At 71.1% G+C, this 26049-nt stretch carries 25 protein-coding genes; 11 read left to right on the plus strand and 14 right to left on the minus strand.

Features of this window, described 5'->3' with window-relative positions:
- Window positions 1-72: 72 nt before the first annotated feature.
- From LL648_RS02435 to LL648_RS02445, 3 genes are all read left to right on the plus strand, one after another.
- Entirely contained in the window at window positions 73-264 is a 192-nt protein-coding gene (locus LL648_RS02435; RefSeq protein ID WP_232660695.1) for a ferredoxin, read from the plus strand.
- Between the two features lie 105 nt (window positions 265-369).
- A complete protein-coding gene (locus tag LL648_RS02440; RefSeq protein ID WP_232660696.1) occupies window positions 370-1980 on the plus strand; it encodes an acyl--CoA ligase family protein in 1611 nt (536 codons plus the stop codon).
- Between the two features lie 100 nt (window positions 1981-2080).
- On the plus strand, window positions 2081-3256 hold the full coding sequence (locus LL648_RS02445; RefSeq protein ID WP_232660697.1) for an MFS transporter: 1176 nt from the start codon (window positions 2081-2083) through the stop codon (window positions 3254-3256).
- Here LL648_RS02445 and LL648_RS02450 read toward each other — a convergent pair.
- Window positions 3242-4141 (minus strand): DUF72 domain-containing protein, encoded by a 900-nt coding sequence (locus LL648_RS02450; protein ID WP_232660698.1) that lies wholly within the window; start codon window positions 4139-4141, stop codon window positions 3242-3244. The two genes, LL648_RS02445 and LL648_RS02450, sit on opposite strands and share 15 nt — an antisense overlap.
- Between LL648_RS02450 and LL648_RS02455 the strand changes: the two genes are divergently transcribed.
- From LL648_RS02455 to hrpA, 4 genes are all read left to right on the plus strand, one after another.
- On the plus strand, window positions 4128-4808 hold the full coding sequence (locus tag LL648_RS02455) for an SDR family NAD(P)-dependent oxidoreductase (protein ID WP_232660699.1): 681 nt from the start codon (window positions 4128-4130) through the stop codon (window positions 4806-4808). The genes LL648_RS02450 and LL648_RS02455 overlap by 14 nt on opposite strands.
- Complete coding sequence (locus LL648_RS02460) at window positions 4801-5631, plus strand: serine hydrolase domain-containing protein (protein WP_232660700.1); 831 nt, start codon at window positions 4801-4803, stop codon at window positions 5629-5631. Before LL648_RS02455 ends, LL648_RS02460 begins: the two co-directional genes overlap by 8 nt.
- A gap of 501 nt (window positions 5632-6132) precedes the next feature.
- Window positions 6133-6378, plus strand: a complete 246-nt coding sequence (locus tag LL648_RS02465; RefSeq protein WP_232660701.1) for a hypothetical protein — start codon at window positions 6133-6135, stop codon at window positions 6376-6378.
- Window positions 6379-6406: 28 nt separating this feature from the next.
- Window positions 6407-10609, plus strand: coding sequence for an ATP-dependent RNA helicase HrpA (gene hrpA / locus LL648_RS02470; protein WP_232660702.1), 4203 nt, complete (start codon window positions 6407-6409; stop codon window positions 10607-10609).
- Window positions 10610-10694: 85 nt separating this feature from the next.
- On the opposite strand, the gene LL648_RS02475 is transcribed toward hrpA, so the two are convergent.
- The 6 genes from LL648_RS02475 to LL648_RS02500 all read right to left on the minus strand — a co-directional run bounded on the left by LL648_RS02475 (window position 10695) and on the right by LL648_RS02500 (window position 14639).
- A complete protein-coding gene (locus tag LL648_RS02475) occupies window positions 10695-11258 on the minus strand; it encodes a TetR/AcrR family transcriptional regulator (protein WP_232660703.1) in 564 nt (187 codons plus the stop codon).
- Between the two features lie 33 nt (window positions 11259-11291).
- A complete protein-coding gene (locus tag LL648_RS02480) occupies window positions 11292-11609 on the minus strand; it encodes a DMT family transporter (protein ID WP_232660704.1) in 318 nt (105 codons plus the stop codon).
- The gene (locus tag LL648_RS02485; protein ID WP_232660705.1) at window positions 11606-12259 is read right to left on the minus strand and encodes an FMN-dependent NADH-azoreductase; all 654 of its coding nucleotides are present in this window, start codon (window positions 12257-12259) and stop codon (window positions 11606-11608) included. The genes LL648_RS02480 and LL648_RS02485 overlap by 4 nt, the downstream gene beginning before the upstream one ends.
- Before the next feature lie 148 nt (window positions 12260-12407).
- A complete protein-coding gene (locus tag LL648_RS02490) occupies window positions 12408-13226 on the minus strand; it encodes a class I SAM-dependent methyltransferase (protein WP_232660706.1) in 819 nt (272 codons plus the stop codon).
- A 10-nt stretch (window positions 13227-13236) separates the two neighbouring features.
- Window positions 13237-13437, minus strand: a complete 201-nt coding sequence (locus LL648_RS02495) for a ferredoxin (RefSeq protein ID WP_308190226.1) — start codon at window positions 13435-13437, stop codon at window positions 13237-13239.
- The gene (locus LL648_RS02500; RefSeq protein WP_232660707.1) at window positions 13434-14639 is read right to left on the minus strand and encodes a cytochrome P450; all 1206 of its coding nucleotides are present in this window, start codon (window positions 14637-14639) and stop codon (window positions 13434-13436) included. Before LL648_RS02500 ends, LL648_RS02495 begins: the two co-directional genes overlap by 4 nt.
- A gap of 167 nt (window positions 14640-14806) precedes the next feature.
- On the opposite strand from LL648_RS02500, the gene LL648_RS02505 reads away from it, so the two are divergent.
- Entirely contained in the window at window positions 14807-15508 is a 702-nt protein-coding gene (locus LL648_RS02505; RefSeq protein WP_232660708.1) for a GbsR/MarR family transcriptional regulator, read from the plus strand.
- Here the strand turns inward: LL648_RS02505 and LL648_RS02510 are convergent.
- Entirely contained in the window at window positions 15492-16676 is a 1185-nt protein-coding gene (locus LL648_RS02510; protein ID WP_232660709.1) for a cytochrome P450, read from the minus strand. The two genes, LL648_RS02505 and LL648_RS02510, sit on opposite strands and share 17 nt — an antisense overlap.
- 154 nt (window positions 16677-16830) lie before the next feature.
- Between LL648_RS02510 and LL648_RS02515 the strand changes: the two genes are divergently transcribed.
- The gene (locus LL648_RS02515) at window positions 16831-17535 is read left to right on the plus strand and encodes a GbsR/MarR family transcriptional regulator (RefSeq protein WP_232660710.1); all 705 of its coding nucleotides are present in this window, start codon (window positions 16831-16833) and stop codon (window positions 17533-17535) included.
- A gap of 163 nt (window positions 17536-17698) precedes the next feature.
- On the opposite strand, the gene LL648_RS02520 is transcribed toward LL648_RS02515, so the two are convergent.
- From LL648_RS02520 to LL648_RS02535, 4 genes are read right to left on the minus strand one after another with little or no spacing between them, the layout of a single operon-like run.
- Window positions 17699-18685: a zinc-dependent alcohol dehydrogenase family protein gene (locus LL648_RS02520; protein ID WP_232660711.1), complete on the minus strand. Its 987-nt coding sequence runs from the start codon at window positions 18683-18685 to the stop codon at window positions 17699-17701.
- Window positions 18682-19563, minus strand: coding sequence for a carbohydrate ABC transporter permease (locus LL648_RS02525; protein WP_232660712.1), 882 nt, complete (start codon window positions 19561-19563; stop codon window positions 18682-18684). Before LL648_RS02525 ends, LL648_RS02520 begins: the two co-directional genes overlap by 4 nt.
- Window positions 19560-20498 (minus strand): carbohydrate ABC transporter permease, encoded by a 939-nt coding sequence (locus LL648_RS02530; RefSeq protein ID WP_232660713.1) that lies wholly within the window; start codon window positions 20496-20498, stop codon window positions 19560-19562. Before LL648_RS02530 ends, LL648_RS02525 begins: the two co-directional genes overlap by 4 nt.
- Window positions 20495-21856 (minus strand): ABC transporter substrate-binding protein, encoded by a 1362-nt coding sequence (locus LL648_RS02535; RefSeq protein ID WP_232660714.1) that lies wholly within the window; start codon window positions 21854-21856, stop codon window positions 20495-20497. The genes LL648_RS02530 and LL648_RS02535 overlap by 4 nt, the downstream gene beginning before the upstream one ends.
- Before the next feature lie 134 nt (window positions 21857-21990).
- On the opposite strand from LL648_RS02535, the gene LL648_RS02540 reads away from it, so the two are divergent.
- Window positions 21991-22956: a sugar-binding transcriptional regulator gene (locus LL648_RS02540; RefSeq protein WP_232660715.1), complete on the plus strand. Its 966-nt coding sequence runs from the start codon at window positions 21991-21993 to the stop codon at window positions 22954-22956.
- Entirely contained in the window at window positions 22953-23738 is a 786-nt protein-coding gene (locus LL648_RS02545; RefSeq protein ID WP_232660716.1) for a phosphotransferase, read from the plus strand. The genes LL648_RS02540 and LL648_RS02545 overlap by 4 nt, the downstream gene beginning before the upstream one ends.
- A 66-nt stretch (window positions 23739-23804) precedes the next feature.
- Here the strand turns inward: LL648_RS02545 and LL648_RS02550 are convergent, their stop codons facing one another.
- Both LL648_RS02550 and LL648_RS02555 read right to left on the minus strand, forming a co-directional pair.
- On the minus strand, window positions 23805-24851 hold the full coding sequence (locus LL648_RS02550; RefSeq protein WP_232660717.1) for an SDR family oxidoreductase: 1047 nt from the start codon (window positions 24849-24851) through the stop codon (window positions 23805-23807).
- Window positions 24852-24862: 11 nt separating this feature from the next.
- Window positions 24863-26023 carry an MFS transporter gene (locus tag LL648_RS02555; RefSeq protein WP_232660718.1) on the minus strand — a complete coding sequence of 387 codons (1161 nt, stop codon included), beginning with the start codon at window positions 26021-26023 and terminating at the stop codon, window positions 24863-24865.
- Window positions 26024-26049: the final 26 nt, after the last annotated feature.

Below are 26049 nucleotides of genomic sequence, written 5' to 3' on the forward strand. Positions count from 1 at the left end.
GTACCCGCCGGAGTCCACCTGGTGAGGGTTGCCTGACTGGAAGCGCACGGGGGCGAGGGGGAGGATGGCCGTATGAAGGTTGTTGTCGACTTCGACCTCTGCGAGTCCAACGCCATTTGCATGGGCATCGCCCCGGAGGTGTTCGAGGTGCGTGAGGATGACTTCCTCTACATCCTCGACGAGAACCCGCCGGAGTCGCTGCGCCCGCGGCTGGAAGAGGCAGTGATGTCCTGCCCGCGAGCTGCGATCAAGCTCGTCGACTGACCCACTGCCCGACTCACTGACTGACTCTCCACCTGGGCGGTTGCCGCACCGCTGGACAGGCCGCAGGATCGGGTGCCGGTACGCCAGCCCCGAGGAGAGCCGCAGATGTCGACGACCGTCTGGAACACCCCGCTCACACCGCTGGCGTTCCTCCGCCGATCGGCCGAGGTCTACCCGGAGAAGACGGCGATCGTCTACGGCGAGCGGCGCCACACCTACGCGCAGTTCGCCGCTGAGGCGACCCGCGTGGCGCACGCCCTGCGCGGCTCGGGGATCACCCGCGGCGACCGGGTCGCCTACCTGCTCCCCAACGTCCCGGAGATGCTCGTCGCGCACTTCGCCGTGCCGCTCGCCGGCGCCGTGCTCGTCGCGATCAACACCCGGCTCTCGACGGACGAGGTGCGCTACATCCTCGACCACTCCGGCGCGAAGGTGCTGGTGGTCGACGCCGCCCTGCACCCGGTGGTCGCGCCGGTCGCCGGCGAGCTCAAGACCGTCGAGGAGATCATCACGGTGATCGACCCGGCCAACCCCGGCGACGGCACCGGCAGCGGCGTCACCTACGACGACCTGCTCGCCCGCGGCAACGACGAGCCGCTGCCGTGGGCCGTCGACGACGAGAGCGACACGATCTCGATCAACTACACCTCGGGGACGACCGGCCGTCCGAAGGGCGTGCAGTACCACCACCGCGGCGCGTACCTGAACTCGTTCGGCGAGGTCGTGCACTCGTCGCACACGCCCGACAGCGTCTACCTCTGGACGTTGCCGATGTTCCATTGCAACGGCTGGTGCACGCCGTGGGCCGTCACCGCGATCGGCGGGACGCACGTCTGCCTGCGTGAGGTACGCGGCGACGCGATCTGGAAGCTGATCACCGGGCACCGGGTGACGCACTTGAACGGCGCCCCCACCGTCGTCACGACGATCATGCGGGCGCCGGAGGCCGTCGAGCTCGACTACCAGCTCGTGGTCACGACGGCGGGCGCGCCGCCGTCACCGACGACGATCCTGCAGATGGAGCGGATGGGCTTCCGGATCGTGCACGTCTACGGGCTGACCGAGACGTACGGGCCGTATTCGGTGAACCAGTACCAGCGCGCCTGGGACGACCTGGACCCGGAGCGGCGCGCGGCGCTGCAGGCCCGCCAGGGCGTCGGGATGATCTGCGCCGACTGGATGCGGGTCGTCGACGACGAGATGAACGACGTGCCCGCCGACGGCTCGACGATGGGCGAGATCGTCATGCGCGGCAACAACGTCATGAACGGCTACTACGAGGACCCGGACGGCACCGAGAAGGCCTTCGCCGGTGGCTGGTTCCACTCCGGCGACCTGGGCGTCATGCATCCCGACGGCTACGTGGAGCTGCGCGACCGCGCGAAGGATGTGGTGGTCTCCGGCGGCGAGAACATCTCGACGGTCGAGGTGGAGCAGGCGGTCGTCTCCCACCCCGCGGTGCTGGAGGTCGCCGTCGTCGGGGTGCCCGACGAGAAGTGGGGCGAGCGGCCGAAGGCGTTCGTCGTGCTGGTCGAGGGCGAGAGGGTGACGGAGGAGGACGTGATCGAGCACGTCCGTTCGAAGATCGCGCGGTACAAGGCGCCGCGCGCGGTGGAGTTCGTCGACGAGCTGCCCAAGACGTCCACCGGCAAGGTGCAGAAGTTCGAGCTGCGCGAGCGGGAGTGGGCGGGCACGGAAAGCCGCATCCAAGGCTGAGGAGACCGTCGACAACGACGTTCTGGCGGTTTGTGAGCGCTAACAACAGCCATTACGTCGTTGTCGACGCATGCTCCACCAGTCGCTTAGCATTGCTCAGATGCAGCAGGGAGCCTGGCGGGCGGCGGTCGGCGCGGTGGCCATGACGACGGTGTCGGTGCTGCCGGTCTTCCTCATCGGCGGGCTCGCCGTGCAGATCTCCGCGGAGCTGGGGTTCGACCCGGCCGGCCTCGGGCTGCTCGTCGCGCTGTACTTCGGGGTCAGCGCGCTGGCGTCGCTCCCGTGCGGATGGATCGTCGAGCGCTACGGCGCCGGCCGGACCAGCCGGGTGGCGGTGGTCGGCGCCGCGGTGATCATGACGGCGGTCGCGATCTTCGCGAGCTCGTACGCCGCGCTCGTCGCGATCATGCTCTCCGGCGCATGGTGCAACGTGCTCGCGCAGCTCTCCGCCAACCTGACGCTTGCCACGTCCGTCCCGGCGTCCCGGCTCGGGCTCTCGTTCGGCGCGAAGCAGGCCGCGATCCCCATCTCGACGCTGCTGGCCGGGGCCGCGGTGCCGCTCGTCGCACTGAGCGTCGGGTGGCGCTGGGCGTTCGTCGCCGGTGCCGCGCTGGCGCTCGCGGCGCTGACCGTCGCGCCGAGCGGCGCCCGCCCCACCGAGCGCATCGCCGTCCCACCGGGCGAGCGGGCCACCGCCGCGCTCTCCGTGATCGGGCTCGCCGCCGGGCTCGCGGCGGCTGCCGCGGGAGCGCTCGGCGTGTTCCTGGTCGCGTCGGCCGTCGACCGCGGAGTCGACCCCGCGGCGGCCGGCCTCACGCTCACAATGGGCAGCATCGTCGGGCTGGTGCTGCGGCTGCTTCACGGCTGGCTCGCCGACCGCCGGACGGGCGGGCACGTCGCCGTCGTCGCCGCGAGCCTGGTGCTCGGGGCGGGCGGGCTGGCGCTGCTGGCGGTCCCGGGCACCCCGGCGCTGGTCGTGGGCACGATTCTCGCCTTCGGGCTGGGGTGGGCGTGGCCAGGCCTGCTGCAGTTCGCCGTCGTCCGCCTGAACCCCTCCGCCCCGGCGGCCGCGACCTCGATCGTCCAGGTCGGCGTGTACGCCGGCGGCTTCCTCGGCCCGGTCGGCTTCGGCTTCATCGCCGCGACGTGGTCGTTCCCGGCGGCCTGGCTCACCGGATCGGTGACGATGCTGGTCGCGGCGGCGTTGATGATCATCGGCCGCCAGATGCTCGTGGCACACCGGAACGCGGCGAGAACGGCGCTATCGCTGACCTGACCGCCCGGAACCAGCGACGACATCGTCCTCGACGCGTTCCATCAGCGCGATGGCGTCGTAGGGCGCGTGGACCTTCGCGTCGTTGTCGAAGTAGACGAAGACGTCGTGGTCCGCTCGCCAGCCGCGCACCCGCGCCGCCCACTCGTCGAGGGCCTCGGGCGTGTAGCCGCTGGTGTACAGCTCGCTGTCGCCGTGCAGCCGCGCGTAGCAGAAGTCGGTGGTCAGCTCGTCGAACCGCGGCCACGTCCCGGCCGAATCGGCGACGACGAGCGCGACGCCGTGCGCCCGCAGCAACTCGGCGAACGCCGGGTCGCGGAAGCTCTCGTGCCGCGGCTCCACGGCGTGGCGCAGCGGCCGGTCTGCGTCGGTCTCCAGGTGCGCCCGACCGTCGAGCCGCTCGTCGTGCCCGGCAGCGAGCTCGACCGCGGCGGCCGTCGTGCGGGGCAGCAGCGAGAGGAACTCCCCCACCCGTCCGGCGTCGAACCGCATCCGCGGCGGCAGCTGCCACAGCACCGGGCCGAGCTTCTGCCCGAGCGCCAGCACACCCGACGCGAAGAAGTTGGCCAGCGGCACCTGGACGTCCCGCAGCTGCTTGAGGTGCGTGATGAACCGGCCGCCCTTGACGGCGAAGACGAACCCGTCGGGCGTCTCCGCGGCCCACGACCGGTAGTTCTCCGGGCGCTGCAACGAGTAGAACGAGCCGTTGATCTCGATGCTGCTGACCCGGCGGGAGAGGTGCTCCAGCTCGCGGCGCTGCGCGAGACCCTTCGGGTAGAACGTGGCGCGCCACGGCGGGTAGCGCCACCCCGACGTACCCACGCGGACCTGTCCCACCCGGATGACGATCCCACGGAGCAGGCAGGATGGCCGCGTGGACGCAGTCATCGTTACCGGCGCCGCGGGCGCACTCGGGCACGCGGTCGTCGCGGAGTTCCTCGTCGCGGGCTGGCAGGTGGTGGCGCTCGACCGGCTCGGCGAGCGGCTCGACGCGCTCGGCAGCCAGGACGGCGTGCACCCCGTGCCCGCCGATCTCTCCACGCGCGCCTCGGTGCAGGAGGTGTTCGAGGCCATCGACGCGCTTCCCGTGCAGCCGGCGGCGCTGGTCGGGCTGGCCGGCGGGTTCGTCCCGGGCAAGCTCGCCGAGGTCGACGAAGCCCAGCTCGAGGCACTCTGGCAGTCGAATTTCGCCTCGACGCTGTGGGTGGCCCAGGCCGCCGCCCCGCGGCTCGCCGAGCGCGGAGGCGGCGCGATCGTGACCGTCGGGTCGAAGACGGCGGTCGAGGGCCCCGCCTCGGTGGCGCACGCGACGAGCAAGGCCGCGGTCGTGCGGCTCACGTCCGTGCTGGCCGACGAGCTGCGCGCGCAGCGGATCCGGGTCAACACCGTGCTGCCGTCGGTGATCGACACGCCCGCGAACCGCGAGTGGATGTCCGACGAGCTCGCGGCCCGCGCCGTCGCCCCGGAGGCCATCGCCAAGGTCATCCTGTTCCTCTGCAGTGCCGACGCCGCCCCGATCAGCGGCGCGGCCATCCCGGTGTACGGCGATGCCTGACCTCGCCGAAGCCGTCGCAACGGTCCGCGACTGGCCGGTCGGCAACGGCGCCGCAGCCGTCGTCACCGCCGACGGAACGGTCGCCGCGAGCGCGGGCGAGCTCGACCGCGTGTTCCGGCTGGCCTCGGTGACAAAGCCGCTCGCCGCCTACGCGCTGCTCGTCGCGGTGGAGGAGGGTGCGGTCGAGTGGGACCTCCCGGCCGGCCCCGCCGGCTCGACCGTCCGCCACCTCGCCGCGCACGTCTCGGGCCTCTCGTTCAGCGACGGTGTCGTGCAGGCGCGCCCCGGCTCGAAGCGCATCTACTCGAACGTGGGGTTCGACGTGATCGGCGAGACCGTCGCCACGGCGGCCGGCATGCCGTTCGCCGAGTACCTCCACCAGGCCGTGCTCGAACCGCTCGGCATGACCGCGACGAAGCTGGACGGCTCGCCCGCGGCCGATGCCGTCTCCACCGTGGCCGACATGGCCCGGTTCGCGGCGGAGCTGCAGGCCCCGACCCTCGTGCACCAGGACACGCTGGCGGAGGCGACGACGGTCGCGTTCCCCGGTGTCGAGGGCATCCTGCCGGGCTTCGGGCGCCAGAAACCGAACGACTGGGGCCTCGGGTTCGAGATCCGCGACGGCAAGTCGCCGCACTGGACGGGCGCCGACAGCTCGCCGCGCACGTTCGGGCACTTCGGCCAGTCGGGCACGTTCCTGTGGGTCGATCCGGAGGCACGCGCGGCCGCCGTTGCGCTCACCGACCGCAACTTCGACGACTGGGCGAAGGACGCCTGGCCGGCGTGGACCGACGGCGTGTTGGCGGCGCTGCAAAAGGCCTGAGGGGCCGGGAATCATTCCGAGGGGTCGTCCGTTGTTCAGGCTGTCCGAGCTGTGCGACCTGTGTCCCCGGGTCTCACATTTGAAAGGCCGCCGCGGAAGATCGTTCGGCTGAAGCCGCGGTGCGCCACTCGCCGCGAGGCGACCAGCGTGCAGTTCGGACACCTTGCCGGGCCGGGAATTCTTCCGGAACGGCAGGGGTTGTAAGAGACGTCCGAGTCGGGTGATCCGTGTCCCCGGGTCTCAACCTTCGCCGCCCTACGGGGTGTGCCACGCGCCGAGAGGCGACCGGCACCCGGCTCGGACGCTCAACCCTCCCCCGATCCCACAGAACTCACCGCGCCCTGCGATCCCACCGCAATGGGCGTGGTTGCGATGGGCGGCGTCGGCCCCCGACGACGCCGCCCCCTCAGCTTCTCCCTGGGAACAATCCGCAGGTCAGAGCCGTTATAGAGGGTACGAGCAGACTTCTACAGGACGGCGGCAGCCATGAAGGGCGACCGGGTGGAGATCGTGATCGACGCCGGCAGCGGCACCACACGCACCTACGAGATCATTGCGACCAGAGCGGGCCGGAAGGTCGCCATCACGCACTCCCGCGGTGTGGTCGAGGTCGCCGAGATCACCCGGGGCGGCAGTGCCGTCCGCACCGCCCGGTTCCTGGCCAACCGCGTGCTCGCGCTGGTGGAGCACCCGGCCGCCGATAATCCGCTCGCGGACGAGATCACACCCGCTCTACGCTCTGTCTGATCGATCGACAGGCAGACTGAATCCCACTATGTCCTCTTCCGCGGCGTCCTCTCCCGCGGCCCGCGTCACCGACTCGCGCCCTGCGCAGGTCGACCCGCCCGCCGGCCCCGCCCCGTCACGCGACGGTGCGGCCGAGCCGCGTGCGAGTGTCGCCCGCGGCGGTGGCAGCGATCGGGCGGGCCGCGGGAGTCCCGACCGCCCTGATCGGTCCGAACAGCCGCGGAAACCGCGCCGTCGCCGACCGCGCCGCCGGCCCACCGAGGGCACGACCGGGAACGAGAACGGTAGCGAGCCCGACGTACCGGCGCGCGGCTTCGCCGAGTCGGAGGTCGACGAGCTGGCCGCGCGACTGCCTGCGCTGTCGTTGCGCGACGAGCACCGGCTCGCCCGCCGCATCGAGACCGCGCGCCGCACCCGCGACAAGGCTGCCCGCGACCGCGCGCTCGCCGGGATCGCCGCGGCCGTCGCGACGGCCGAGCAGCGGATGGCCGCCCGCACCGCCGCTGTTCCCGCCGTCAGCTATCCCGCGACACTGCCGGTCAGCGCGCGCCGCGAGGACATCGCCGCCGCCATCCGCGACAACCAGGTCGTGATCGTCGCCGGTGAGACCGGCTCCGGGAAGACCACGCAGATCCCGAAGATCTGCCTCGAGCTCGGCCGCGGCGTGCGCGGCATGATCGGCCACACCCAGCCCCGCAGGCTCGCCGCACGCACCGTCGCGGCGCGCATCGCGGAGGAGCTGGGCGGCGAGCTGGGCGACGTCGTGGGCTGGAAGGTCCGCTTCACCGACCAGGTCGGCGAGAACACGCTGGTCAAGCTGATGACCGACGGCATCCTGCTCGCCGAGCTCACGGGCGACCGGATGCTGCGCCAGTACGACACGCTGATCATCGACGAGGCCCACGAGCGCAGCCTGAACATCGACTTCATCCTCGGCTACCTCGCGCAGCTGCTCCCCCGCCGCCCCGACCTCAAGGTCGTGATCACGTCGGCGACGATCGACGTCGAGCGGTTCGCGGGCCACTTCGCCGCGCCGGTCGTCGAGGTCTCGGGCCGCAGCTTCCCGGTCGAGGTCCGCTACCGCCCGATCGTCGATCCCGACGACCCGGAGGCCGACCCCGACCGCGACCAGCTGGAGGCGATCGGCGACGCCGTGGCCGAGCTGCAGCGCGAGGGCAGCGGCGACATCCTGGTGTTCCTGCCCGGTGAGCGCGAGATCCGCGAGACCGCCGAAGCGCTCGCCAAACGCAGCTTCCGGCAGACGGAGATCATCCCGCTCTACGCGCGGCTCTCGATCGCCGAGCAGCAACGGGTGTTCCAGCCGCACACCGGGCGCCGGGTCGTGCTCGCCACCAACGTCGCGGAGACATCGCTGACGGTGCCCGGCATCCACTACGTGATCGACCCCGGCACGGCGCGCATCTCGCGCTACTCGCGCCGACTCAAGGTGCAGCGGCTGCCGATCGAGAAGGTCTCGCAGGCCAGCGCCAACCAGCGGGCCGGGCGCTGCGGCCGCGTCGCCGACGGGATCTGCATCCGGCTCTACGCCGAGGACGACTTCGACGCCCGTCCCGAGTTCACCGACCCGGAGATCCTGCGCACCAACCTGGCGTCGGTGGTGCTGCAGATGATCTCGCTCGAGCTGGGTGACATCGCCGCGTTCCCGTTCGTCGACCCGCCCGACCCCCGGGCCGTCGGCGACGGCCTCGCGCTGCTGCACGAGCTGGGCGCGCTCGACGGCCGCAACGCGCTCACGCCCGTCGGGCGGGCGCTCTCGACGTTGCCGGTCGACCCGCGGCTGGGCCGCATGCTCGTCGAGGCCGACCGCAACGGCTGCCTGCGCGAGGTGCTGGTGATCGCTGCGGCACTCTCGGTGCAGGATCCGCGCGAGCGGCCCACCGAGCAGCGCCAGGCGGCCGACGAGAGGCACGCCCGGTTCACCGGCGCGTGGACGTCGAACGGCACCACCGTCGACGCCGGCGGCTCCGACTTCCTGGCGTTCGTGAACCTGTGGAACTACGTCGCCGAGCAGCGCACGTCGCTCTCGGGCAACAAGTTCCGCCGCACGCTGCGCGACGAGTTCCTGCACTACCTGCGCATCCGGGAGTGGCAGGACCTGCACAACCAGCTGCGGTCGGCCGCGCGCAACGCTGGCATGACGCTGAACGACCTCGACGCCGACCCCGACCGGATCCACATCTCGGTGCTCTCCGGGCTGCTCTCGCAGATCGGGCTCAAGGAGGCCGAGACCCGCGAGTACCTCGGCGCCCGCGGCGCCAAGTTCATGATCTTCCCGGGCTCGCCGCTGGCGCGGAAGCAGCCGCGGTGGGTGATGGCGGCCGAGCTGGTGGAGACGTCACGGCTGTTCGCGCGGACCGTCGCGCGCATCCAGCCGGAGTGGATCGAGCCGCTGGCCGGGCACCTGGTCAAGCGCAGCTACTCCGAGCCGCACTGGTCGCGCAAACGCGCCGCGGCCATCGCCGTCGAGCGGGTCACGCTGCACGGCGTGCCGGTCGTGGTCGACCGCAAGGTCGACTTCGGGCGGATCGACCCCGAGGTGTCGCGCGAGCTGTTCATCCGCCACGCGCTCGTCGAGGGCGATTGGGACACCCGCCACCGGTTCTTCCACGCCAACCGCGAGTTGCTGGAGGACGTCGAGGAGCTGGAGCACCGCGCGCGCCGACGCGACCTCGTGGTCGACGAAGAGACGCTCGTCGCGTTCTACGAGCAGCGCATCCCGGCCGACGTCGTCTCGGGGCGGCACTTCGACACGTGGTGGAAGAAGGCGTCGCGCCAGCAGCCGGAGCTGCTCGACTTCACCGAAGACATGCTGGTCACCGAGCAGGCCGAGCAGATCGACAGGGGTGCCTACCCCGACCACGTCGACGCCGGCGGGCTCACCCTCCCGCTCTCCTACGCGTTCGAGCCCGGCCACCACGACGACGGCGTCACCGTCGACGTCCCGGTGGCCGCGCTGCACCAGATCGACCCGACCCCGTTCACGTGGCAGGTGCCCGGGCTGCGGGAAGAGCTGGTCACGGCCCTGATCAAGACGCTGCCGAAGAACCTGCGGCGCCTGTTCGCCCCCGCGCCCGACCATGCGCGGGCCGTGCTCGCCAGGCTGCGAGCCGGCGACGAGCCGCTGCTCGACGGGCTCGAACGCGAGCTCGGCCGGATGCGCGACGTGGAGATCCCGCGCGAGGCGTGGGAGCTGGAACGGCTGCCGGAGCACCTGACCGTGACGTTCCGCGTGCTCGACGAGCGGGGCGAGGAGGTCGCCCGCGGCACCGATCTGGAGAAGCTGCGCCACGAGCTGGCACCGAAGGTCCGGCAGGAGATGGCGGCTGCGGGTGGCGAGCTGGAACGCACCGGGCTCACCACGTGGTCGATCGGCACGCTGCCGCGCGAACACGCGATCCGCCGGGGCACGCACGTCGTCACCGCGTACCCGGGGCTGATCGACCGCAGCGCCACCGTCGACGTCCGGATGTTCCCGACGGCCGCCGAGCGCGACCCTGCACACCACCGCGCGGTGCGGCGAATGCTGCTGATGGAGACGCCGTCCCCGGCGCGTCAGGTGCAGCGCGGGCTCGACAACGCCACCAAGCTGGCGCTCTCCCGCAACCCGCACGGCTCGGTGGCGGCGCTGGTGGACGACTGCATCACCGCCGCGGCCGACGCGTTGATCGATGCCGCCGGCGGGCCGGCCTGGGACGAGCGCGGCTACGCCCGGCTGCGTGCGCTGTTCCAGCAGCGGCTCGGCTCGACCACGTTGCAGGTGCTGCAGGCCGTGCGCGGCGTGCTGGTCGTGTGGCATCGGGTACAGGCCCAGCTCGGCGACCTGCGCGCGCCGCAGCTCAAGGCCGGCCTCGCCGACCTCACCGCGCAGCTCGACGCGCTGATCGGGCCGAACTTCGTCACCGCGGCCGGCGCCACACGGCTCGTCGACGTCGTCCGCTACCTGGAGGCCATGGAGCGGCGGATCGAGAAGCTGCGGGTCGACCCCGCCCGCGATGCTGAATGGACCGCCCAGGTCAGGGTCGTCGCCGACGAGTACGCGGCCGAGGTCGCCGCGCTGCCCTCGGGTGTGGAGCCGTCGACGGCGCTGCGCGAGGTCCGCTGGATGATCGAGGAGCTGCGGGTGAGCCTCTACGCGCACCCGATGCGCACGCGCTACCCGGTGTCGATCAAGCGCATCCAGAAGGCGATCGACGAACTACCCCGCACGTAACGACCCGAACTTCCCCACCGTTTTGGGCACATGCGCGCGTTTTTGGCGCGCATCCACCCAAAACGGTGGGGAAGTTGGGGCGCGGTCAGGCGAGGATGCCGGCTGCCAGGCGGGCCAGTGCCGTGGTGATCTCCGCCGGCGAGAGGCCGCGGACGTGCCGCTGGTGCTGGTAGACCTCGGGCGCGAGCGGGGCCAGCGCCACGTCCACCAGCGCGTCCGGCTCCTCGACGCCGCCGGCGACCAGCAGCGAGCGGACGTGCGCGCTCCAGAACTCGTAGGCGCCGACGCGCAACCGTCCGGCGCCGGCGTCGACGCCCAGCATGAGCGGCAGGTGCGTCTCCAGCAGCTCGACCATCGCCGCGTAGAAGGCGGCGAGCCGCTCCGCCGGTGGCGCGCCCGGGCCGAGCGGGGGCGCGCCACCCATCAGCCGCTCCTGGACGATCCGCTCGTGCTCGTCGAGCAGCGCCGCCGCGATCGACCCGACGTCGGGGTAGCGCCGGTAGAGCGTGGCCCGCCCGACCCCGGCCGACCGGGCGACGTCGTCCATGGTCACCGCGCGCGGGTCGCTGGTCCGGAAGAGTTCGTCGGCAGCCGCGAGCACACGCGCCCGGTTGCGTGCGGCGTCGGCCCGCTCCGACTGGGGTGCCATGTCTGGACCGTACCCAGGAGCGCCTGGCGGCGATCACGCCGCCGCGTGGGAGAGCACCACCCCGCCGACGATCAGCAGCACCGCCGCGAGTCGCGCCGGTGTGAGCGCGTCGCAATGCACGAGCAGCCCGAGCAGGACGGCGCCCGCCGCGCCGATGCCGGTGAACACGACGTAGGCGGTGCCGACGGGCACCGACTCGATGGCCTTCGCGAGCAGCCAGACGGCCGCGAGGCACAGCACGACGCACAGCACGCTCGGCCAGAACCGGGTGAACCCCTGCGTCGGCGGGATGCTCTGCGCCCACACGATCTCCACGGCGCCCGCGGCGAGCAGCCACGCCCAGCCCGTCATGCCGCACGCTCCCCCGTCGCGAGCCGCTCCACCTGCGCGAACGCTGCCGCGACCGACGCCTCGTGCGCATCGAGCTGGTCGGCGAGGTGCGGGTCGACAAGCGCGTTCGTCAGTTCCGCGGCGACGAGCTCGGGTTCGTCGATGCCGAAGTGCCCGCTCAGGAAGTCGCGGAGGTAGCGCTCCTGGTGGTCGAAGGGCGCTCTCGGCATGCCCGGCGCGTACGTGCCGCCCCGCGCGGAGACGACGACGAACCGCCGCGGCGCCAGCTTCATCCGCGGGAACGTCACCTGGTCGAGCCACGCCTTGAGCGCGGCCGGGACCGAGTAGTTGTACATCGGGGTGGCGATCAGGACGACGTCGGCGGCCAGCAGCTCGTCGAGCAGCGGCGCGAGCGTCGCCCAGGCCGCGGCCTGGTCCGGTGTCCGCACCACCTCGGCGTAGCGGGCCGGATCGGTGATGCCGCGCCGCAGCAGCTCGTCGCAGATCTCCGTCCAGGCCTCGTCGATGAACGGGACGGGCTCGGCGTGGAGATCACGGTGGACGTAGCCGCCGGGGTGCGTCGCACGCCATGCGGTGGCGAAGCGGTCGCCGAGACGGCGGGAGAACGACGCGCGACGCGCGCTGGCGTCGAGATGCAGCAGGTTGGGCACGACATACTCCTCAACACAAGTGGACAACACGTCCAGTTGTACCAGAAGTGGACACCGCGTCCATCTACGCACCCAACTTCCCCACCGTTTTGCCTACTTGCAGACCCCCCGGAGCGTGCAGGTTGGCAAAACGGTGGGGAACTTTCGGCTAGAACCGGTAGCGCAGGATCCAGCCGACGTCGCGGAAGCCGGGCAGGTGCGCCATCACCCACATCGCGGCCCGCCCCGACGGCCGCATCAGCGAGATCCCTGGCATGTCGACGCTGCGCAGCGCGTCGAGGCAGGTCAGGCCCGGATGCCAGGCCTCCAGCTCGCGCGGGTCGGCGACGCCCCAGTGCAGGGTGGAGCCGGAGTTGCGCACGGCCGGCACCAGCTTCTGCATGCGGATGCCCATCGGCCCGTATGCGTCGAAGAGCAGCCGGCCGCTCGGAAAGCGCTCGCAGATGCGTTGCACGAGCCGCTTACCGTCCTCTTGGCGCAGGTACATGGTCAGCCCCTCGAACACGGCGACGGTGGGCCGGTCGGCCGGCACCTCGTCGAGCCAGCCGTCCTCCAGGACCGACGCGCCGACCATGCGGTAGTCGCCACTCGGCGGGGTGAGCAGCCGCTCGCGCAGCTCGACGACCTCCGGATGGTCGACGTCGACCCACAGCACGGTCGGCGGCACGGCGAGCCGTTGCGCGCGGGTGTCGAGACCGCAGGCCAGGTGCAGCACCGTGGCCTCGGGGTTCGCCGTGACGAACTCAGCGGTCCAGCGGTCGAGCTGCCGCGCCCGCAGCGCGATGCCGGCCGCCGACATGGGAGTCATGCCGGTCTTGCGGAAGTCGTAGTCGATCAGCTCGAGCGCCTGCTCGGCAGCGCGGTCACGCAGGATGGGTTGCGCCGACCGGTTGTCGATCGCTCTGCCGTAGAGCGTGGCCAGCATGGTCTCCTGCGGCCCGCTGAGCGTGATCTTCTCCCGACCCATGGCGCTTGCCCTACCCCTCGATGCTCTTGATCGCTCCGGACGGGCAGACGTGCACCGCGTCGCGGACGGTCGAATCGTGTTCCGGCGACGGCTCGGCATCCAGGAGGACCACCCTGCCGTCGTCATCCGACTGGTCGAAGACCGCCGGGTCGGTCAGCGCGCACATCCCGGCACCGATGCAGCGGTCCCGATCGACGACGATCCTGGTCACGGGACGTCCCAGGTGACGGGCAGCCGGTGCACCCCGTAGATCGGCATCCCGTCGCGCATCGGGACGTCGTCGGGCGCGACGGCGAGCCGAAGCGTCGGGAAGCGCTTGACCAGCGCGGGGATGGCGACCTGCAGCTCGACCCTGGCCAGCTGCTGCCCGAGGCACTGGTGGATGCCGTGGCCGAACGCAACGTGTCCCGCGGTCTTGCGGCCGAGGTCGAGCTTGTCGGGATCGGGGTAGCGCAGCGGGTCGCGGTTGGCCGACTGGATCGAGAGAGCGACGGTGTCGCCCGCCTTGACCGTCTGTCCACCGAGCTCGACGTCCTCCAGCGCCATCCGGGCGCCCGTCGGTGTGATGGTCAGGTAGCGCAGCAGCTCCTCGACCGCGGGCTCGGCCAGCCCGGGCTCCGCGCGCAGCGCGGCGAGCTGCTCCGGGTGCTGGAGCAGCGCGAACGTGCCGAGGGCGATCATGTGCGCCGTCGTGTCCAGCCCCGCGCCCAGCAGCACGATGCCGACGTTGACGAGCTCCTCCTCGTCCAGGTCGGTCGTCGTGATCAGGTCGCTGATCAGGTCGTCGGCCGGGTTCGCCCGCTTGATCAGCACGAGGTCCGACATCACGGCACGCATGCCGAGGAACGCGACGCCCATCTCCTCGACCGTGGCGGCCGCACCGGTGAGCACGGCCGCGTGGTCCTGGAACTCGGCGCGCCGCTCGTAGGGGACGCCGAGCAGCTCGCAGATGAGCAGGCCCGGCACCGGGCGGGCGAACGCCTCGACGAGGTCGACGGCGGGACCCGTGCGCTCCATCTCGTCGAGCTGCTGCGCGGTGAACCGCTCGACCTGCTCGGTGAGCATCCGCATGCGTCGCACGGTGAAGTAGCCGGTGAGCGCGCGCCGGTAGCGCGTGTGGTGCGGCGGGTCCATGTCGGTAAGGACGCCGGGCGGCGCCGGCGGCGGGCGCTCGTCGTCCGGCCCGCCGAACGGATGGTGCATCAGGTCGGTCCTGGCGCTGAACCGCCGATCGGCGAGCACCGCCCTGACCATCTCGTGGCTGGTAGCCAGCCAGCCGATGTGGCCGTCAGGGAAGAGCATCCGGGTGAGCGGCCGCTCGGCGCGCAGGTCGGCCAGCTCCGGAGGCGGGTCGAAGGGGCATCCCGCGCGGCGGGCGTCGGGCAGCTGCACCGGCTCCGATGTCGTCGTCATGGCGACGACGCTAGGTTTGCTTTTTGCATCTCGTCAAATCTGAAGCGTCTCTCAGGATATGAAAGACCAGCTAGACTAGAGAAAATTGGTGCATCGACCTTGTCGCTTAATGCAACGATCTGCGCGAACTCGTTGCAACGAGCGTCGATCAATGCCACCCTGCGTCCATGCCCCGCACGAGGCTCGACCACGACGAGCGCAAGGTCATCTCCAGCGGGCTCGCCACCGGGCTCGGGTACGCCGAGATCGCGCGCCGGCTCTCCCGCCCCACCTCGACGATCAGCCGGGAGATCGCCAGGAACGGCGGCCCGCACGGCTACCGCGCCGACCACGCGCACCGGGCCACGGCACGTCGAGCGCACCGCTCCCGGACCGGACGGCCCGCGGCGCCCTCGGGCACCGACCGGGCGCCCGCCGTGGTCGGCGAGTTCGAGGACAGGTTCGCCGAACTGATCATCTTGAGGGGCCTCCCCCGGGTCGCCGCGAAGATCCTCGCCCACCTGTACGTGACGGACTCCGGCAGCCGGACGGCGGCGGAGCTGGCCGAGCACCTGCAGGTCAGTGCTGCGTCGATCTCCAAAGCTGTGCGCTACCTCGAATCGCAGGAGCTCGTCCAGCGCGACCGGGAGGACCGGCGGGACCGCTACACGGTCGGGGCCGAGGGGCTGATCCGCACCTGGAAAGAGGCCCTCCGCATGAACGCCATGTGGCGCGACGCCGCCCTCGACGGGGCGCGCCTGATGGGCGCCGACACCCCCGCGGGCGCCCGGCTCGACGAGCTCGGCAGGTTCTTCCGCTTCGTCGTCGACGTCATGGAGTCCGCCACGGACCGGTGGCCCGAGAGGCCGGGGACTAGACATCCCACGTGACCGGGAGCCGGTGCACGCCGTAGATCAGCATGTCGTCCTTGACCGTCACCTCCTCCGGGCGCACGGCCAGCCGGAGCGTCGGGAAGCGCGCGAACAGCGCGGGGAACGCCACCTGCATCTCCACCCGGGCCAGCTGCTGGCCGATGCACTGATGGACGCCGTGGCCGAACGCGAGGTGCCCACCTGTCGGGCGGTGCAGGTCGAGCTCGTCCGGGTGCGGGAAGCGTTCCGGGTCCCGGTTCGCGGCGGGGATGGAGACCATCACCGACTGCCCGGCCTCGATCACGACCCCGCCCAGCTCGACGTCCTCCAGCGCGGTGCGGATCGTCCCGGGGATGATGCTCAGGTAGCGCAGCAGCTCCTCGACGGCATGCTCGGTGCGCTCCGGTTCGCGCAGCATCGCCGCCAGCTGGTCGGGGTGTTGCAGCAGCGCGAACACACCGAGCCCGAGCATGTTCGCCGTCGTGTCGGTGCCGCCGCCGAGGAGCAGGAAGCCCATCGTCGTGAGCTCGTCGTCGTCGAGGTCGGTCGCGGTGAGCTCGCTGAGCATGTCGTCGCCGGGGTGGGTGCGCTTGGCGACCACCTGGTCGCGGACGGCGGTGTTGAGCGTGGTGAACGCGGCCAGCTTCTCCTCAGGTGTTGCGTCGAGCCGGCTCAGCGGCGCTGACGCGTGCAGGAGCTCGTCGTGCTGGTCGTGCGGGATCCCGAGCAGCTCGAAGATCACCTGGGCCGGGATGGGCTGCGCGAACATCTCGACAAGATCGACCGGCGGCCCGTGCCGCTCCATGAGGTCGAGGCGGCGCTTGGTCAGCTCGGTGATCCAGTCGGTCAGCAGCCGCATCCGCCGGACCGTGAACCGTCCGGTGACGAGGTGCCGATAGCGCGTGTGTTCCGGCGGGTCGTTGCGGATGAAGGCGCCGCGGGCTGCCGGACGGCCGTCGTTGCCGCCGACCCCGGGCAGCACCGGGTGCGCGAGCTCCGCGCGTGCGCTGAAGCGCTTGTCGGCGAGCACAGCCCTGACGAGCGCGTGGCTGGTGACCAGCCAGCCGACGTGGCCGTCGGCGAAGGTCATCGGGCTGAGCGGGTGTTCGGCGCGCAGCTTCGCCAGTTCGACGGGTGGGTCGAAGGGGCAGCCGGCCGCTCGTGTGGTGGGAAACGGCGATGCCATCTCGTGCGTCCTTTCGTTCACAACACCGCGAACGCTATTTTGCGTTTCCGACGTCGTCAAGGACGCAACCTGCTATTTCTTACGAGATTGCACTAGGCTGAACGCAAACGCATTTGCAATGAGCGGCGTCGAATGCACCGATAAGAGGTGGGCTGTGCCGGGCGGACGGCTGACCAGGCACGACCGCGAGGAGATCGCGGCGGGGCTGGCGCGCAACCTGACGTACACCGAGATCGCCGAGCGCATCGGGCGGCCGCCGTCGACCGTGAGCCGGGAGGTGCACCGCAACGGCGGCTACGCCAGGTACGAACCAGACCGGGCGCAGACGGCGACCGGTGAGCGTGCCCGCCGCCGTCGACCGACCCGGCCGCCTGCCGAACCGGCGGAGGCGCTGGCGTACGGCCGCGACACCACGGCCGTCATCGACTTCGAGGAGCAGCTCGCGGCGATGATGGCGCAGACCGGTCTGCCGCGGATGGCCGCGCGCGTACTGGTCGGCCTGCTCAGCAGCGACGCCGGCAGCCTCACGGCGGCCGAGCTCGTGGAGCGGCTGCGGATCAGTCCGGCGTCCATCTCGAAGGCCGTCGGTTACCTCGAGTCGCTCGAGCTGGTCAGGCGCGAGCGCGGGCCGGGACGGCGCGAGCGGTACGTCTTCGACGAGAGCATCTGGTACCACGCGAGCGAGACGCAGGCGCAGGTCTGTGCGCAGTGGTCGCAGGCCTCCCGCAGGGGTGCCGACGTGCTGGGCGTCGACACCCCGGCCGGTGCCCGGCTCGACCACATGAGCCGCTTCTTCGAGTTCGTCGGCCGCGACATCCTCGCGGCCGCCGAACGCTGGCGACGCGAGTTCCCCCAGTAGCCCGAACCTCCCCACCGTTTTGGGCACATGCGCGCCCGATTCAGCGCGCATCCACCCAAAACGATGGGGAGATCGTGGACACCGGACAGCAAGGTCCCCACCGTTTTGCCAACTTGCACAGGCAAAACGGCGTGCAGGTTGGCAAAACGGTGGGGAAGTTGCGTCAGGGGCGGACCTGGATCTTGCGGCCCACGCCCGAGCGGAACTGCTCCAGCGCGGCCGGGTACTCGTCGAGGGTCAGCCGGTGGCTGATCATCACGTCCGGGCGCAGCGCGCCGTCGGCGAACAGCTCGGCCGCCCGTTCGAAGCTGTGCAGAACGGCCATCGAGCCGACGATCCGGATCTCCTGGTTGTAGATCCGGAACGGTGAGAAGCGCGCGGTGGCGCCTTCGTTGGACACCCCGAACTGCTGGAACGTCCCGCCCTTCCCGACCCGCCCGAGCCCGTCCTCGATGGCGGCGACGACGCCGGTGCAGTCGATCACCACGTCCCAGCCGCGAGGCCGCTCCAGCTCGTCCGCGCTGGTCACCGTCGCGGAGCAGCCCAGCTCCTTCGCCGTCTCCAGCCGGGTCGGGTTGAGGTCGACCATGCTGACGCTCGCCGCCCCGGCCCGCTTGGCCAGCTCCATCATCATCAGGCCCATCGTGCCGGCGCCGTAGATGAGGTAGTGGTCGCCGAGCTGCGGCGCGAGCACGTCGAAGCCGCGCACCGCACAGGAGAGCGGCTCGATGAGCGCCGCGTCCGCGGAGGTGACGCTCTCGGGCAGCTTGACGCAGTTCGCCACCGGCGCGACGGCGAACTCGGCCGCGCCGCCCGCCGTCGTCACGCCGATCGCGGCCCAGCGCTCGCACAGGTTGCCGCGGCCGCGGCGGCAGTAGTAGCACTCGCCACAATGCAGCGACGGGTCGACGGCCACCTGGTCTCCGACGGCCAGCTCGGTGACGTCCTTGCCGAGCGCGACGACCTCACCTGCGAACTCGTGCCCCGGCACCACCGGGAGCGTCGGCGCGAACTCGCCCTCCGCGATGTGCAGGTCGGTGCCGCAAATGCCGCACCCGGCCACCTTGACCACAACCTGGCGGGGCCCTGGGGTGGGGTCCGGCACGGTCTCGACGGTGACCGAATCCGCCGCGATGACGGCTGCTTTCACTTGATGGCTCCCAACGAAAGTCCTTGAACGAGCTTGTCCTGCGCCGCGAACCCGGCGATGAGGACCGGGAGCGAGACGACGACCGCCGCCGCGCACACCTTGGCCAGGAACAGGCCCTGGCTGGTGACGAAGCTGGTGAGGAACACCGGAGCGGTCTGCGCCACCGTCGCGGTCAGCACCCGGGCGAACAGGAGCTCGTTCCAGCTGAAGATGAAGCAGATCAGCGAGGTGGCCGCGATGCCTGGCAGCACGATCGGCATGACGATCGTGCGCAGCGTCCGCGTCAGGTTGCAGCCGTCCATCGACGCGGCTTCCAGGATCTCCCCCGGCACCTCGGCGAGGAACGAGCGCATCATCCACACGGCGATCGGCAGGTTCATCGAGGTGTACAGCACGATGAGCAGCCAGATGTTGTCGAGCATCCCGATGCCCTGCGCGATCAGGTAGACCGGGAGCAGCCCGGCCACCACCGGCAGCATCTTCGTGGAGAGGAAGAAGAACAGGACGTCCGTCCACTTCTTCACCGGCTTGATCGAGAGCGCGTATGCCGCCGGCACGGCCAGCAGCAGCACCAGCGCGGTGGAGAGCACGCTCGCCGTGATCGAGTTGAGCAGCGGCGGCCACGGGCTCGCCCCCGTCGCGGCACCGAAGAAGTTCGCGTAGCCGTCGAGCGTGAGCGGCGCGAAGAACGACGGCGGGTTGGTCGCGGCGTCGTTCTCGCTGTGGAACGACGTCAGCAACATCCACACGACCGGCAGCACGAACAGGATGCCGACGATCCACGCAACGACGCCGAGCACGGCGCCCGAGCGCTTCCGCCGGGTCCGCGACGCGGTGTCCGCCGCTGCCGTCCGGGACGCCTCCGCTGTGGCGGTCATCGTGCCTCCTCCTTGAACAGCGACGACACCGTGCGCAGCGCGAACGTGGCGATCAGGATCGTCCCGATCACCACGACGACACCGGCCGCGGAGGCCCGGCCGTAGTCCTGCGCGTTGTAGAAGGTCTGGTAGATCGTGTACGGCAGGTTGGCGGTGCCGAGCCCGCCCGACGTGATGGTGAAGACGGCGTCGAAGTTCTGCACGATGTAGATCGACCCGAGCAGGCCGCCCAGCTCCAGGTACTGGCGCAGGTGCGGGAAGGTCATGTGCCGGAAGATCTGCCAGTTCGAGCAGCCGTCGATCTGCGCCGCCTCGATCACGTCGAGCGGCTTGCCCTGCAGGCCCGCCAGCAGGATCAGCATCATGAACGGTGTCCATTGCCAGACCAGCGCGATCACCACCGACGTCAGCGGCATGGTGGAGATCCAGTCGGGCTGGATCGCCCCGCCGCCGAAGATCCCGGTCAGCAGGCCGTTGAGCAGCCCGTACTCCGGGTTGTAGAGCGCGTGCTTCCAGACCAGCGCGGCCGCGACCGGGACCACCAGGAACGGCGTGATCATCAGCGTCCGGACGACCCCGCGGCCGAGGAAGGTCCGGTCCAGCAGGAGCGCGATGAGCATGCCGAGCAGCAGGCTGATCAGCACCACCGACGCCGTCAGCACGATCGTCGTGATGATCGAGTCGCGCGTGTTGACGTCTGTCAGCACGCGCACGAAGTTGTCGATGCCGGCGAACCCGCGCTCGTCGGGGTAGTAGGCGTTCCAGTTCATGAACGAGATCACCAGCGTGCCGACGAACGGCAGCTGCGTCACGATGATCATGAAGATGAGCGCGGGCAGCAGCGGCGCCCGCCGCGCCCAGTTGCCCGCTCTCCGCAGCGGGGTGCCGCCCGGGTCTGCCTCGATCGTGCTCGGCCGGGCCACCGTGGTCGTCATGATCCCTCCCGCGATCGGTACCGCTCGGCGACGTCGTCGGCCAGCTGCTGGCCGCGACTCAGCGCGTCCTGCACGCTCACCTGCCCCGCGATCGCGGAGCTGATCTGCTGCGACACCTGGGTGCCCAGGTCGGGGAACTCGGGGATCCCGACGAACTGGATCCCGAGCGCCGGCCGCGGCTGGACGCCGGGGTTGCGCGGGTCGGCGCTCTCGATCGCCGCCTTCGTCGGGCCGGCGAACGCCGACGACTCCGCGAGGTAGTCCTTGTTCTCGTAGGTGGAGGCGCGCTTCCCGGCGGGCACGTCCGACCAGCCGACCTGCTCGCCGACCAGCCGCTCGTAGTCCTTGCCCGATGCCCACGAGACGAACTTCCACGCGGCGTCCTTGCGCTCGCTCGCCGCCTGGATGCCCCACGACCAGGCGTACAGCCAGCCGGAGCTCGCCGTCTCGACGACGGGCGCCGGCGCGTAGCCGATCTTGCCGCGGACCTTGGAGTCGGCCGCTTCGAGCGATCCGGCCGCCGAGGTGGCGTCGTACCACATCGCGGCGTTGCCCTGGATCAGGTTGTTGAGGCACTCGGTGAACCCGGCCTGCGGAGCGCCCGTCTCGCCGTGCTCGCGCACGAGGTCGACGTAGAACTGCACGGCCTTGGTGAACTCGGGGCTGTCGACCCTCGCCTGCCAGTCCTCGGTGAACCACGTGCCGCCGAAGGTGTTGACCACCGTCGTCAGCGGCGCGAAGACCTGGCCCCACCCGGGCTGGCCGCGCAGGCAGATCCCGGCCATGCCGGGCTGGGCGCCGTCGACCTTCGCCGCGATGTCGGCGACCTCCTGCCACGTCGGCTTGGCCGGCATCGTGATGCCCGCGTCCTGCAGGACGTCCTTGCGGTACATCAGGAACGACGACTCGCCGTAGAACGGCTGGCCGTAGATCTTGCCGTCGTCGCCGGTGAGCGACGTCCGCATCGGGGCGAGGATGTCGGCCTGGTCGAAGCCGGGGTCGGCGGCGATGAAGTCGTCCATCGGCGCGATCCAGCGGCTGCGCGCGTAGATCGGGATCTCGAAGTTGGAGAGCGTCGCGACGTCGTACTGCCCGGCCTGGCTGGAGAACTCCTGGCTGATCTTGTCGCGGACGTCGTTCTCGGGGAGCACCGTGAAGTTGACGGTGATGCCCGTCTGCTTGGTGAAGTTGTCGGCCGTGAGCCGCTGCAGGTCCACCATCTGCGGGTTGTTGACCATGAGGACGTTGATCGAGTTCGGCCCGCCGCCGCCGACGCTTCCGCCCCACCCCGCACACGCGGTGCTCGCGAGCATCACAGCGAGGGCGAGCAACAGGGCTCGCACCCCCGTTCGCCTCATTGCGCCTCCCTGATCCGGGCCGCGCTCAGATGAGCGCACCACTGCACGGGTGAAAGCGTGTGGCATCAGTCACCGTGAGTCAATGACTCGTGCAAGAATGGGCACGATGGTGCTCATATGAGCGGGGGGTGTGCATGGCGACAACCAACACCGGCGCCGGCGGGCCGGCCCAACTGGTCCTGACGGCCTCGGTCGCGCGGCGCTACTACCTGGACGGACGTTCCAAGGTCGAGATCGCCGAGGAGTTCGCGCTGAGCCGGTTCAAGGTCGCCCGCCTGCTCGAGGACGCGCGCAGCAGCGGGCTCGTCCGGATCGAGATCGGACACCCCGGCACCGTCGACGTCGAGCTGTCGGCGCGGCTCATGGAGAAGCTCGGGCTCACCCACTGCGTCGTCACCGACACCCCGGACGACCATCCCGCCTCGCTGCGCGAACACCTCGGCGTCGCGGCCGCCGAGCTGCTCAGCGAGGTGATCACCCCGGACGACGTGCTCGGGCTCGCGTGGGCGCGATCGGTCAGCGCGATGGCGACGGCCTTGCAGCACATGGCGCCGGTGCCCGTCGTGCAGCTGACCGGCGCGCTCGCCCGTCCAGGCGCCGACGACAGCTCGATCGAGCTGGTGCGCGACGTCGCGCGGACGTCCGGCGGCCCGGCGTACTTCTTCTACGCGCCGATGGCGGTGCCGGACGCCGCCACGGCGCGTGCGCTGCGCCAGCAACCCGAGGTCGCGCGGGCGTTCTCGCTGATCGGCTCGGTCACGAAGGCGGTGGCCGGGGTGGGCGCGTGGGCGCCGGAGCAGTCGACGCTCTTCGACTCGACCAGCGAGGCCGAACGCGCCGAGCTGGCATCGCGCGGCGTATGCGCGGAGGTGTCCGGGGTGCTGATCGACATCGAGGGCAACACGGTGCCGGCCGGCCTCACCGAGCGCATGATCGGCATCACGGCCGCGCAGATGCGGGCCGTCCCCGAGGTGATCGGGATCGTCTACGGGACGGGCAAGACACTCGCCGTCCTCGCCGCGGTCCGCAGCGGGATGGTGAACAGCCTGGTCACACACTCGACGCTGGCGGAGGCGTTGATCGCGGAGGCCGAGCGGTGACCGTTGAGGTCCCCCTGCTCGGTGGCACCGCGAATCGCGGGCAGGTGCACCGCGTGGGCGAGACGGTGCGCCGCCCCATGCGCCCCACGAGCGCCGCCACCCACGCGCTCCTGCGCCACCTCGCCGACGTCGGGTTCAGCGGGGCGCCGCGGGTCCTCGGCGTGGACGACGCCGGCCGCGAGGTGCTCAGCTACGTGCACGGCGACGCCGTCACCGTCCCGCTGCCGGGGTGGGGGCTGGCCGATGCAGCGCTGGGCAGCATGGCCGAGCTGCTGCGGGCGTTCCACGACGCCACCACCGGTTTCGACCCCGCGCCCTACGACTGGTCGCACCCGGTGCCGCCGCCGTACGACGGCGGCGGGATCGCGCACAACGACCCGAACCTCGACAACGTCGTCTTCCGCGGCGGACGGGCCGTCGCCCTGATCGACTTCGACCTCGCCGCACCTGGCGCGCCCATCTGGGACGTCGCGGCCGCGGCCCGGCTCTGGGTGCCGCTGCGGTCCCCTGCCGACGTCGACGACGTCCGGCGCGGGCGCGCGACGGCTCGGGTGCGGTTGCTCGCCGACGCCTACGGGCTCGACGAGGAGGGGCGCGCCGGGCTCGTCGCGGCGGTGCGCGCGAGCCACGACTGGATGGTCGACATCGTGCGCAAGGGCGCGGCGGCGGGCGTACCCGGCTTCGCGGCGTACTGGGGGCCCGACGCCGCGGCCCGCGCCCGCCGCACCGACGCGTGGCTGGAGCGGAACGCGGAGTCGATCACCACCGCGCTCACGGGGTGACCGTCGACAACGACGAAATGGCTGTTGTGAGCGCTAACAAACAGCCAGAACGTCGTTGTCGACGGTTCACGCCGGGATGATGCGGCGCTTGCGCAGGTCGTCGATCAGGTCGAGCAGCATCCGTTCCGTCTCCACGTACCTGTGGAAGCCGAAGCGGCGCGACTTGGACGTGTCGGCGAACATGTCGTAGTCCCATGAGAAGACGAAGTCGCCGAACGCCCACGACGAGACGTCCCGGTACGGCGTCGCGACGAGCCCGTGCTTCGCGACCATGGCGTCCCAGACCTGTTCCTTGTCGGCCATCACGTCCTGCAGCGACATCGGTAGCGGTGGCGCTACCTCGAGGTCGAAGGCATTTGCGATCACCGGCCACATCCGGCTCCAGCGGAACAGGTCGCCGTTGGCGATGTTGAACGCCTCGTTGGCACAGCTCGGGTCGGTCGCCGCCCACACCGTGGCCTCGGCGAGCAGGCCGGCGTCGGTCAGCTCCAGCAGCGCGTCGAACGCGCCGGGCTTGCCGGGGAAGCGCAGCGGCACCCCGAGCTCCTTGCTGATCGACGCGTAGACGGCCAGCACGACGCCGAGGTTCATCGGGTTGCCCAGCCCGAAGCCGCTCACCACCGACGGGCGGATCGCCGACCACGCCCAGCCGTCGCGGGCGGCGCGCTCCTCGACGAGCTGCTGCTGATCGACGTTGAACTCCGGCGGCATGTGCGGCGGGTCGCTCTCGCGCGCGGGTGTCGCGAACGGGCCGAGGTGCGCACCGTAGACCTTGTAGCCCTGCATGAGGCTCACGTGCTGCAGCCCCGGCGCGGTCACGGCGAGCGCGTCGAGCACGTTGCGCAGCATGGTGACGTTCGGCTCGACCAGCTCCGACCAGCTCGGACGGTCCTGGTAGGCGGCATAGAAGAGGTGCGTGACGTCCGGGTGCGCGGCCAGTGCCGCCCGCAGGCCGGCCGGGTCGAACAGGTCGGCCGCAACGTGCGGCGACGGTCCCTCGCGGCGCGAGAGCCCGACAGCGTCCCAGTCCGGCAGTGTCGCGAGGTGCCCGGCGAGCGTGCCGCCGATGACGCCTGCCGCGCCGACGACGAGTGCCTTCTTCCGATCGGTCATGACGTGTCCTTTCAGACGGTGGCGAGAGCCGGCTTGCGGTCGAGTGCGACGGCGACGAGCGCGATGGCGAGCCCGCCTGCGGCCATGGCGGCGCCGACGAGGTTGGCCGACGCCAGCCCGAAGCCCGCGGCGATCACCACGCCGCCGAGCCACGCACCCACCGCGTTGCCGAGGTTGAAGGCGGCGATGTTGGCCGCCGACGCGAGCGTGCCGGCGCTGCCGGCCGCGTCCATCACCCTGCTCTGCAGGCCGGGCACGGTGGCGAAGCCGACGAACCCGACCGCGAAGAGCGTCACGACGGCGGCGACGGCGTTGCCGGCCGTCCACGTGAACACACCGAGCACCAGCGCGAGCAACGCGAGCAGCACCAGCAGCGTCGGCATCAGCGCGCGGTCGGCGGCTCGGGCTCCGACGACGTTGCCGACGACGAGCCCAGCACCGAAGACGAGCACCAGCCACGTGACCGCTCCCGCGGGGAAGCCGGCGACCTCCGTCATCATCGGAGCGATGTAGGTGAACGAGGCGAAAACGCCACCGAAACCCAAGGCGGTCATCCCCAGGGCCAACCACACCTGTGGACGGCGGAACGCGGCGAGCTCGGCGCGCAGGTTCGCGTCGGGGTCGGCTTGCTGTCTCGGGACGAGCGCGACGATGCCGGCCGCGCTCACGACGCCGAGCGCGGCGACGACCCAGAACGTCGTGCGCCATCCGAACGCCTGGCCGACGGCGGTGCCGAGCGGCACGCCGAGGACGTTGGCGAGCGTGAGGCCGGTGAACATCATCGCGATCGCGGCGGCCTTGCGCTGCGGCGCGACGAGTGAGGCGGCGACAACCGAGCCGACGCCGAAGAACGCGCCATGGCACAGCGCGGCGACGATGCGCCCCGACATCATCGACAGATAGTCGGGCGCGACGGCCGAGAGCACGTTGCCCGCGATGAACAGGCCCATCAGGCCGAGCAGCGTCGCCTTGCGCGGCAGCTTCGTCGCAACCGCTGCGAGGAACGGCGCGCCGACGACGACGCCGAGCGCGTAGCCGGTGACCAGCAGGCCGGCGGTCGGGATGTCCACGGCCAAATCCGTGGAGATGTCCGGGAGCAACCCCGTGACGATGAACTCGGTGGTGCCGATGGCGAAGGCGCTGATCGCCAACGCCAGCAGTGCGAGCGGCATGTCTGTGATTCCTCCAGAACGAGCGT

The sequence above is a fragment of the Pseudonocardia sp. TRM90224 genome (assembly GCF_021245725.1).
Classification (GTDB): domain Bacteria; phylum Actinomycetota; class Actinomycetes; order Mycobacteriales; family Pseudonocardiaceae; genus Pseudonocardia.

Coding starts and splice junctions, on each gene's coding strand:
- LL648_RS02555 (WP_232660718.1), bottom strand. CDS start 26,023: ATGCCGCTCGCACTGCTGGCGTTGGCGATCAGCGCCTTCGCCATCGGC.
- LL648_RS02535 (WP_232660714.1), bottom strand. CDS start 21,856: ATGAGGCGAACGGGGGTGCGAGCCCTGTTGCTCGCCCTCGCTGTGATG.
- LL648_RS02440 (WP_232660696.1), top strand. CDS start 370: ATGTCGACGACCGTCTGGAACACCCCGCTCACACCGCTGGCGTTCCTC.
- LL648_RS02510 (WP_232660709.1), bottom strand. CDS start 16,676: ATGGCATCGCCGTTTCCCACCACACGAGCGGCCGGCTGCCCCTTCGAC.
- LL648_RS02475 (WP_232660703.1), bottom strand. CDS start 11,258: ATGGCACCCCAGTCGGAGCGGGCCGACGCCGCACGCAACCGGGCGCGT.
- LL648_RS02505 (WP_232660708.1), top strand. CDS start 14,807: ATGCCCCGCACGAGGCTCGACCACGACGAGCGCAAGGTCATCTCCAGC.
- LL648_RS02480 (WP_232660704.1), bottom strand. CDS start 11,609: ATGACGGGCTGGGCGTGGCTGCTCGCCGCGGGCGCCGTGGAGATCGTG.
- LL648_RS02490 (WP_232660706.1), bottom strand. CDS start 13,226: ATGGGTCGGGAGAAGATCACGCTCAGCGGGCCGCAGGAGACCATGCTG.
- LL648_RS02445 (WP_232660697.1), top strand. CDS start 2,081: ATGCAGCAGGGAGCCTGGCGGGCGGCGGTCGGCGCGGTGGCCATGACG.
- LL648_RS02550 (WP_232660717.1), bottom strand. CDS start 24,851: ATGACCGATCGGAAGAAGGCACTCGTCGTCGGCGCGGCAGGCGTCATC.
- LL648_RS02525 (WP_232660712.1), bottom strand. CDS start 19,563: ATGACCGCCACAGCGGAGGCGTCCCGGACGGCAGCGGCGGACACCGCG.
- hrpA (WP_232660702.1), top strand. CDS start 6,407: ATGTCCTCTTCCGCGGCGTCCTCTCCCGCGGCCCGCGTCACCGACTCG.
- LL648_RS02460 (WP_232660700.1), top strand. CDS start 4,801: ATGCCTGACCTCGCCGAAGCCGTCGCAACGGTCCGCGACTGGCCGGTC.
- LL648_RS02435 (WP_232660695.1), top strand. CDS start 73: ATGAAGGTTGTTGTCGACTTCGACCTCTGCGAGTCCAACGCCATTTGC.
- LL648_RS02530 (WP_232660713.1), bottom strand. CDS start 20,498: ATGACGACCACGGTGGCCCGGCCGAGCACGATCGAGGCAGACCCGGGC.
- LL648_RS02450 (WP_232660698.1), bottom strand. CDS start 4,141: ATGACTGCGTCCACGCGGCCATCCTGCCTGCTCCGTGGGATCGTCATC.
- LL648_RS02540 (WP_232660715.1), top strand. CDS start 21,991: ATGGCGACAACCAACACCGGCGCCGGCGGGCCGGCCCAACTGGTCCTG.
- LL648_RS02500 (WP_232660707.1), bottom strand. CDS start 14,639: ATGACGACGACATCGGAGCCGGTGCAGCTGCCCGACGCCCGCCGCGCG.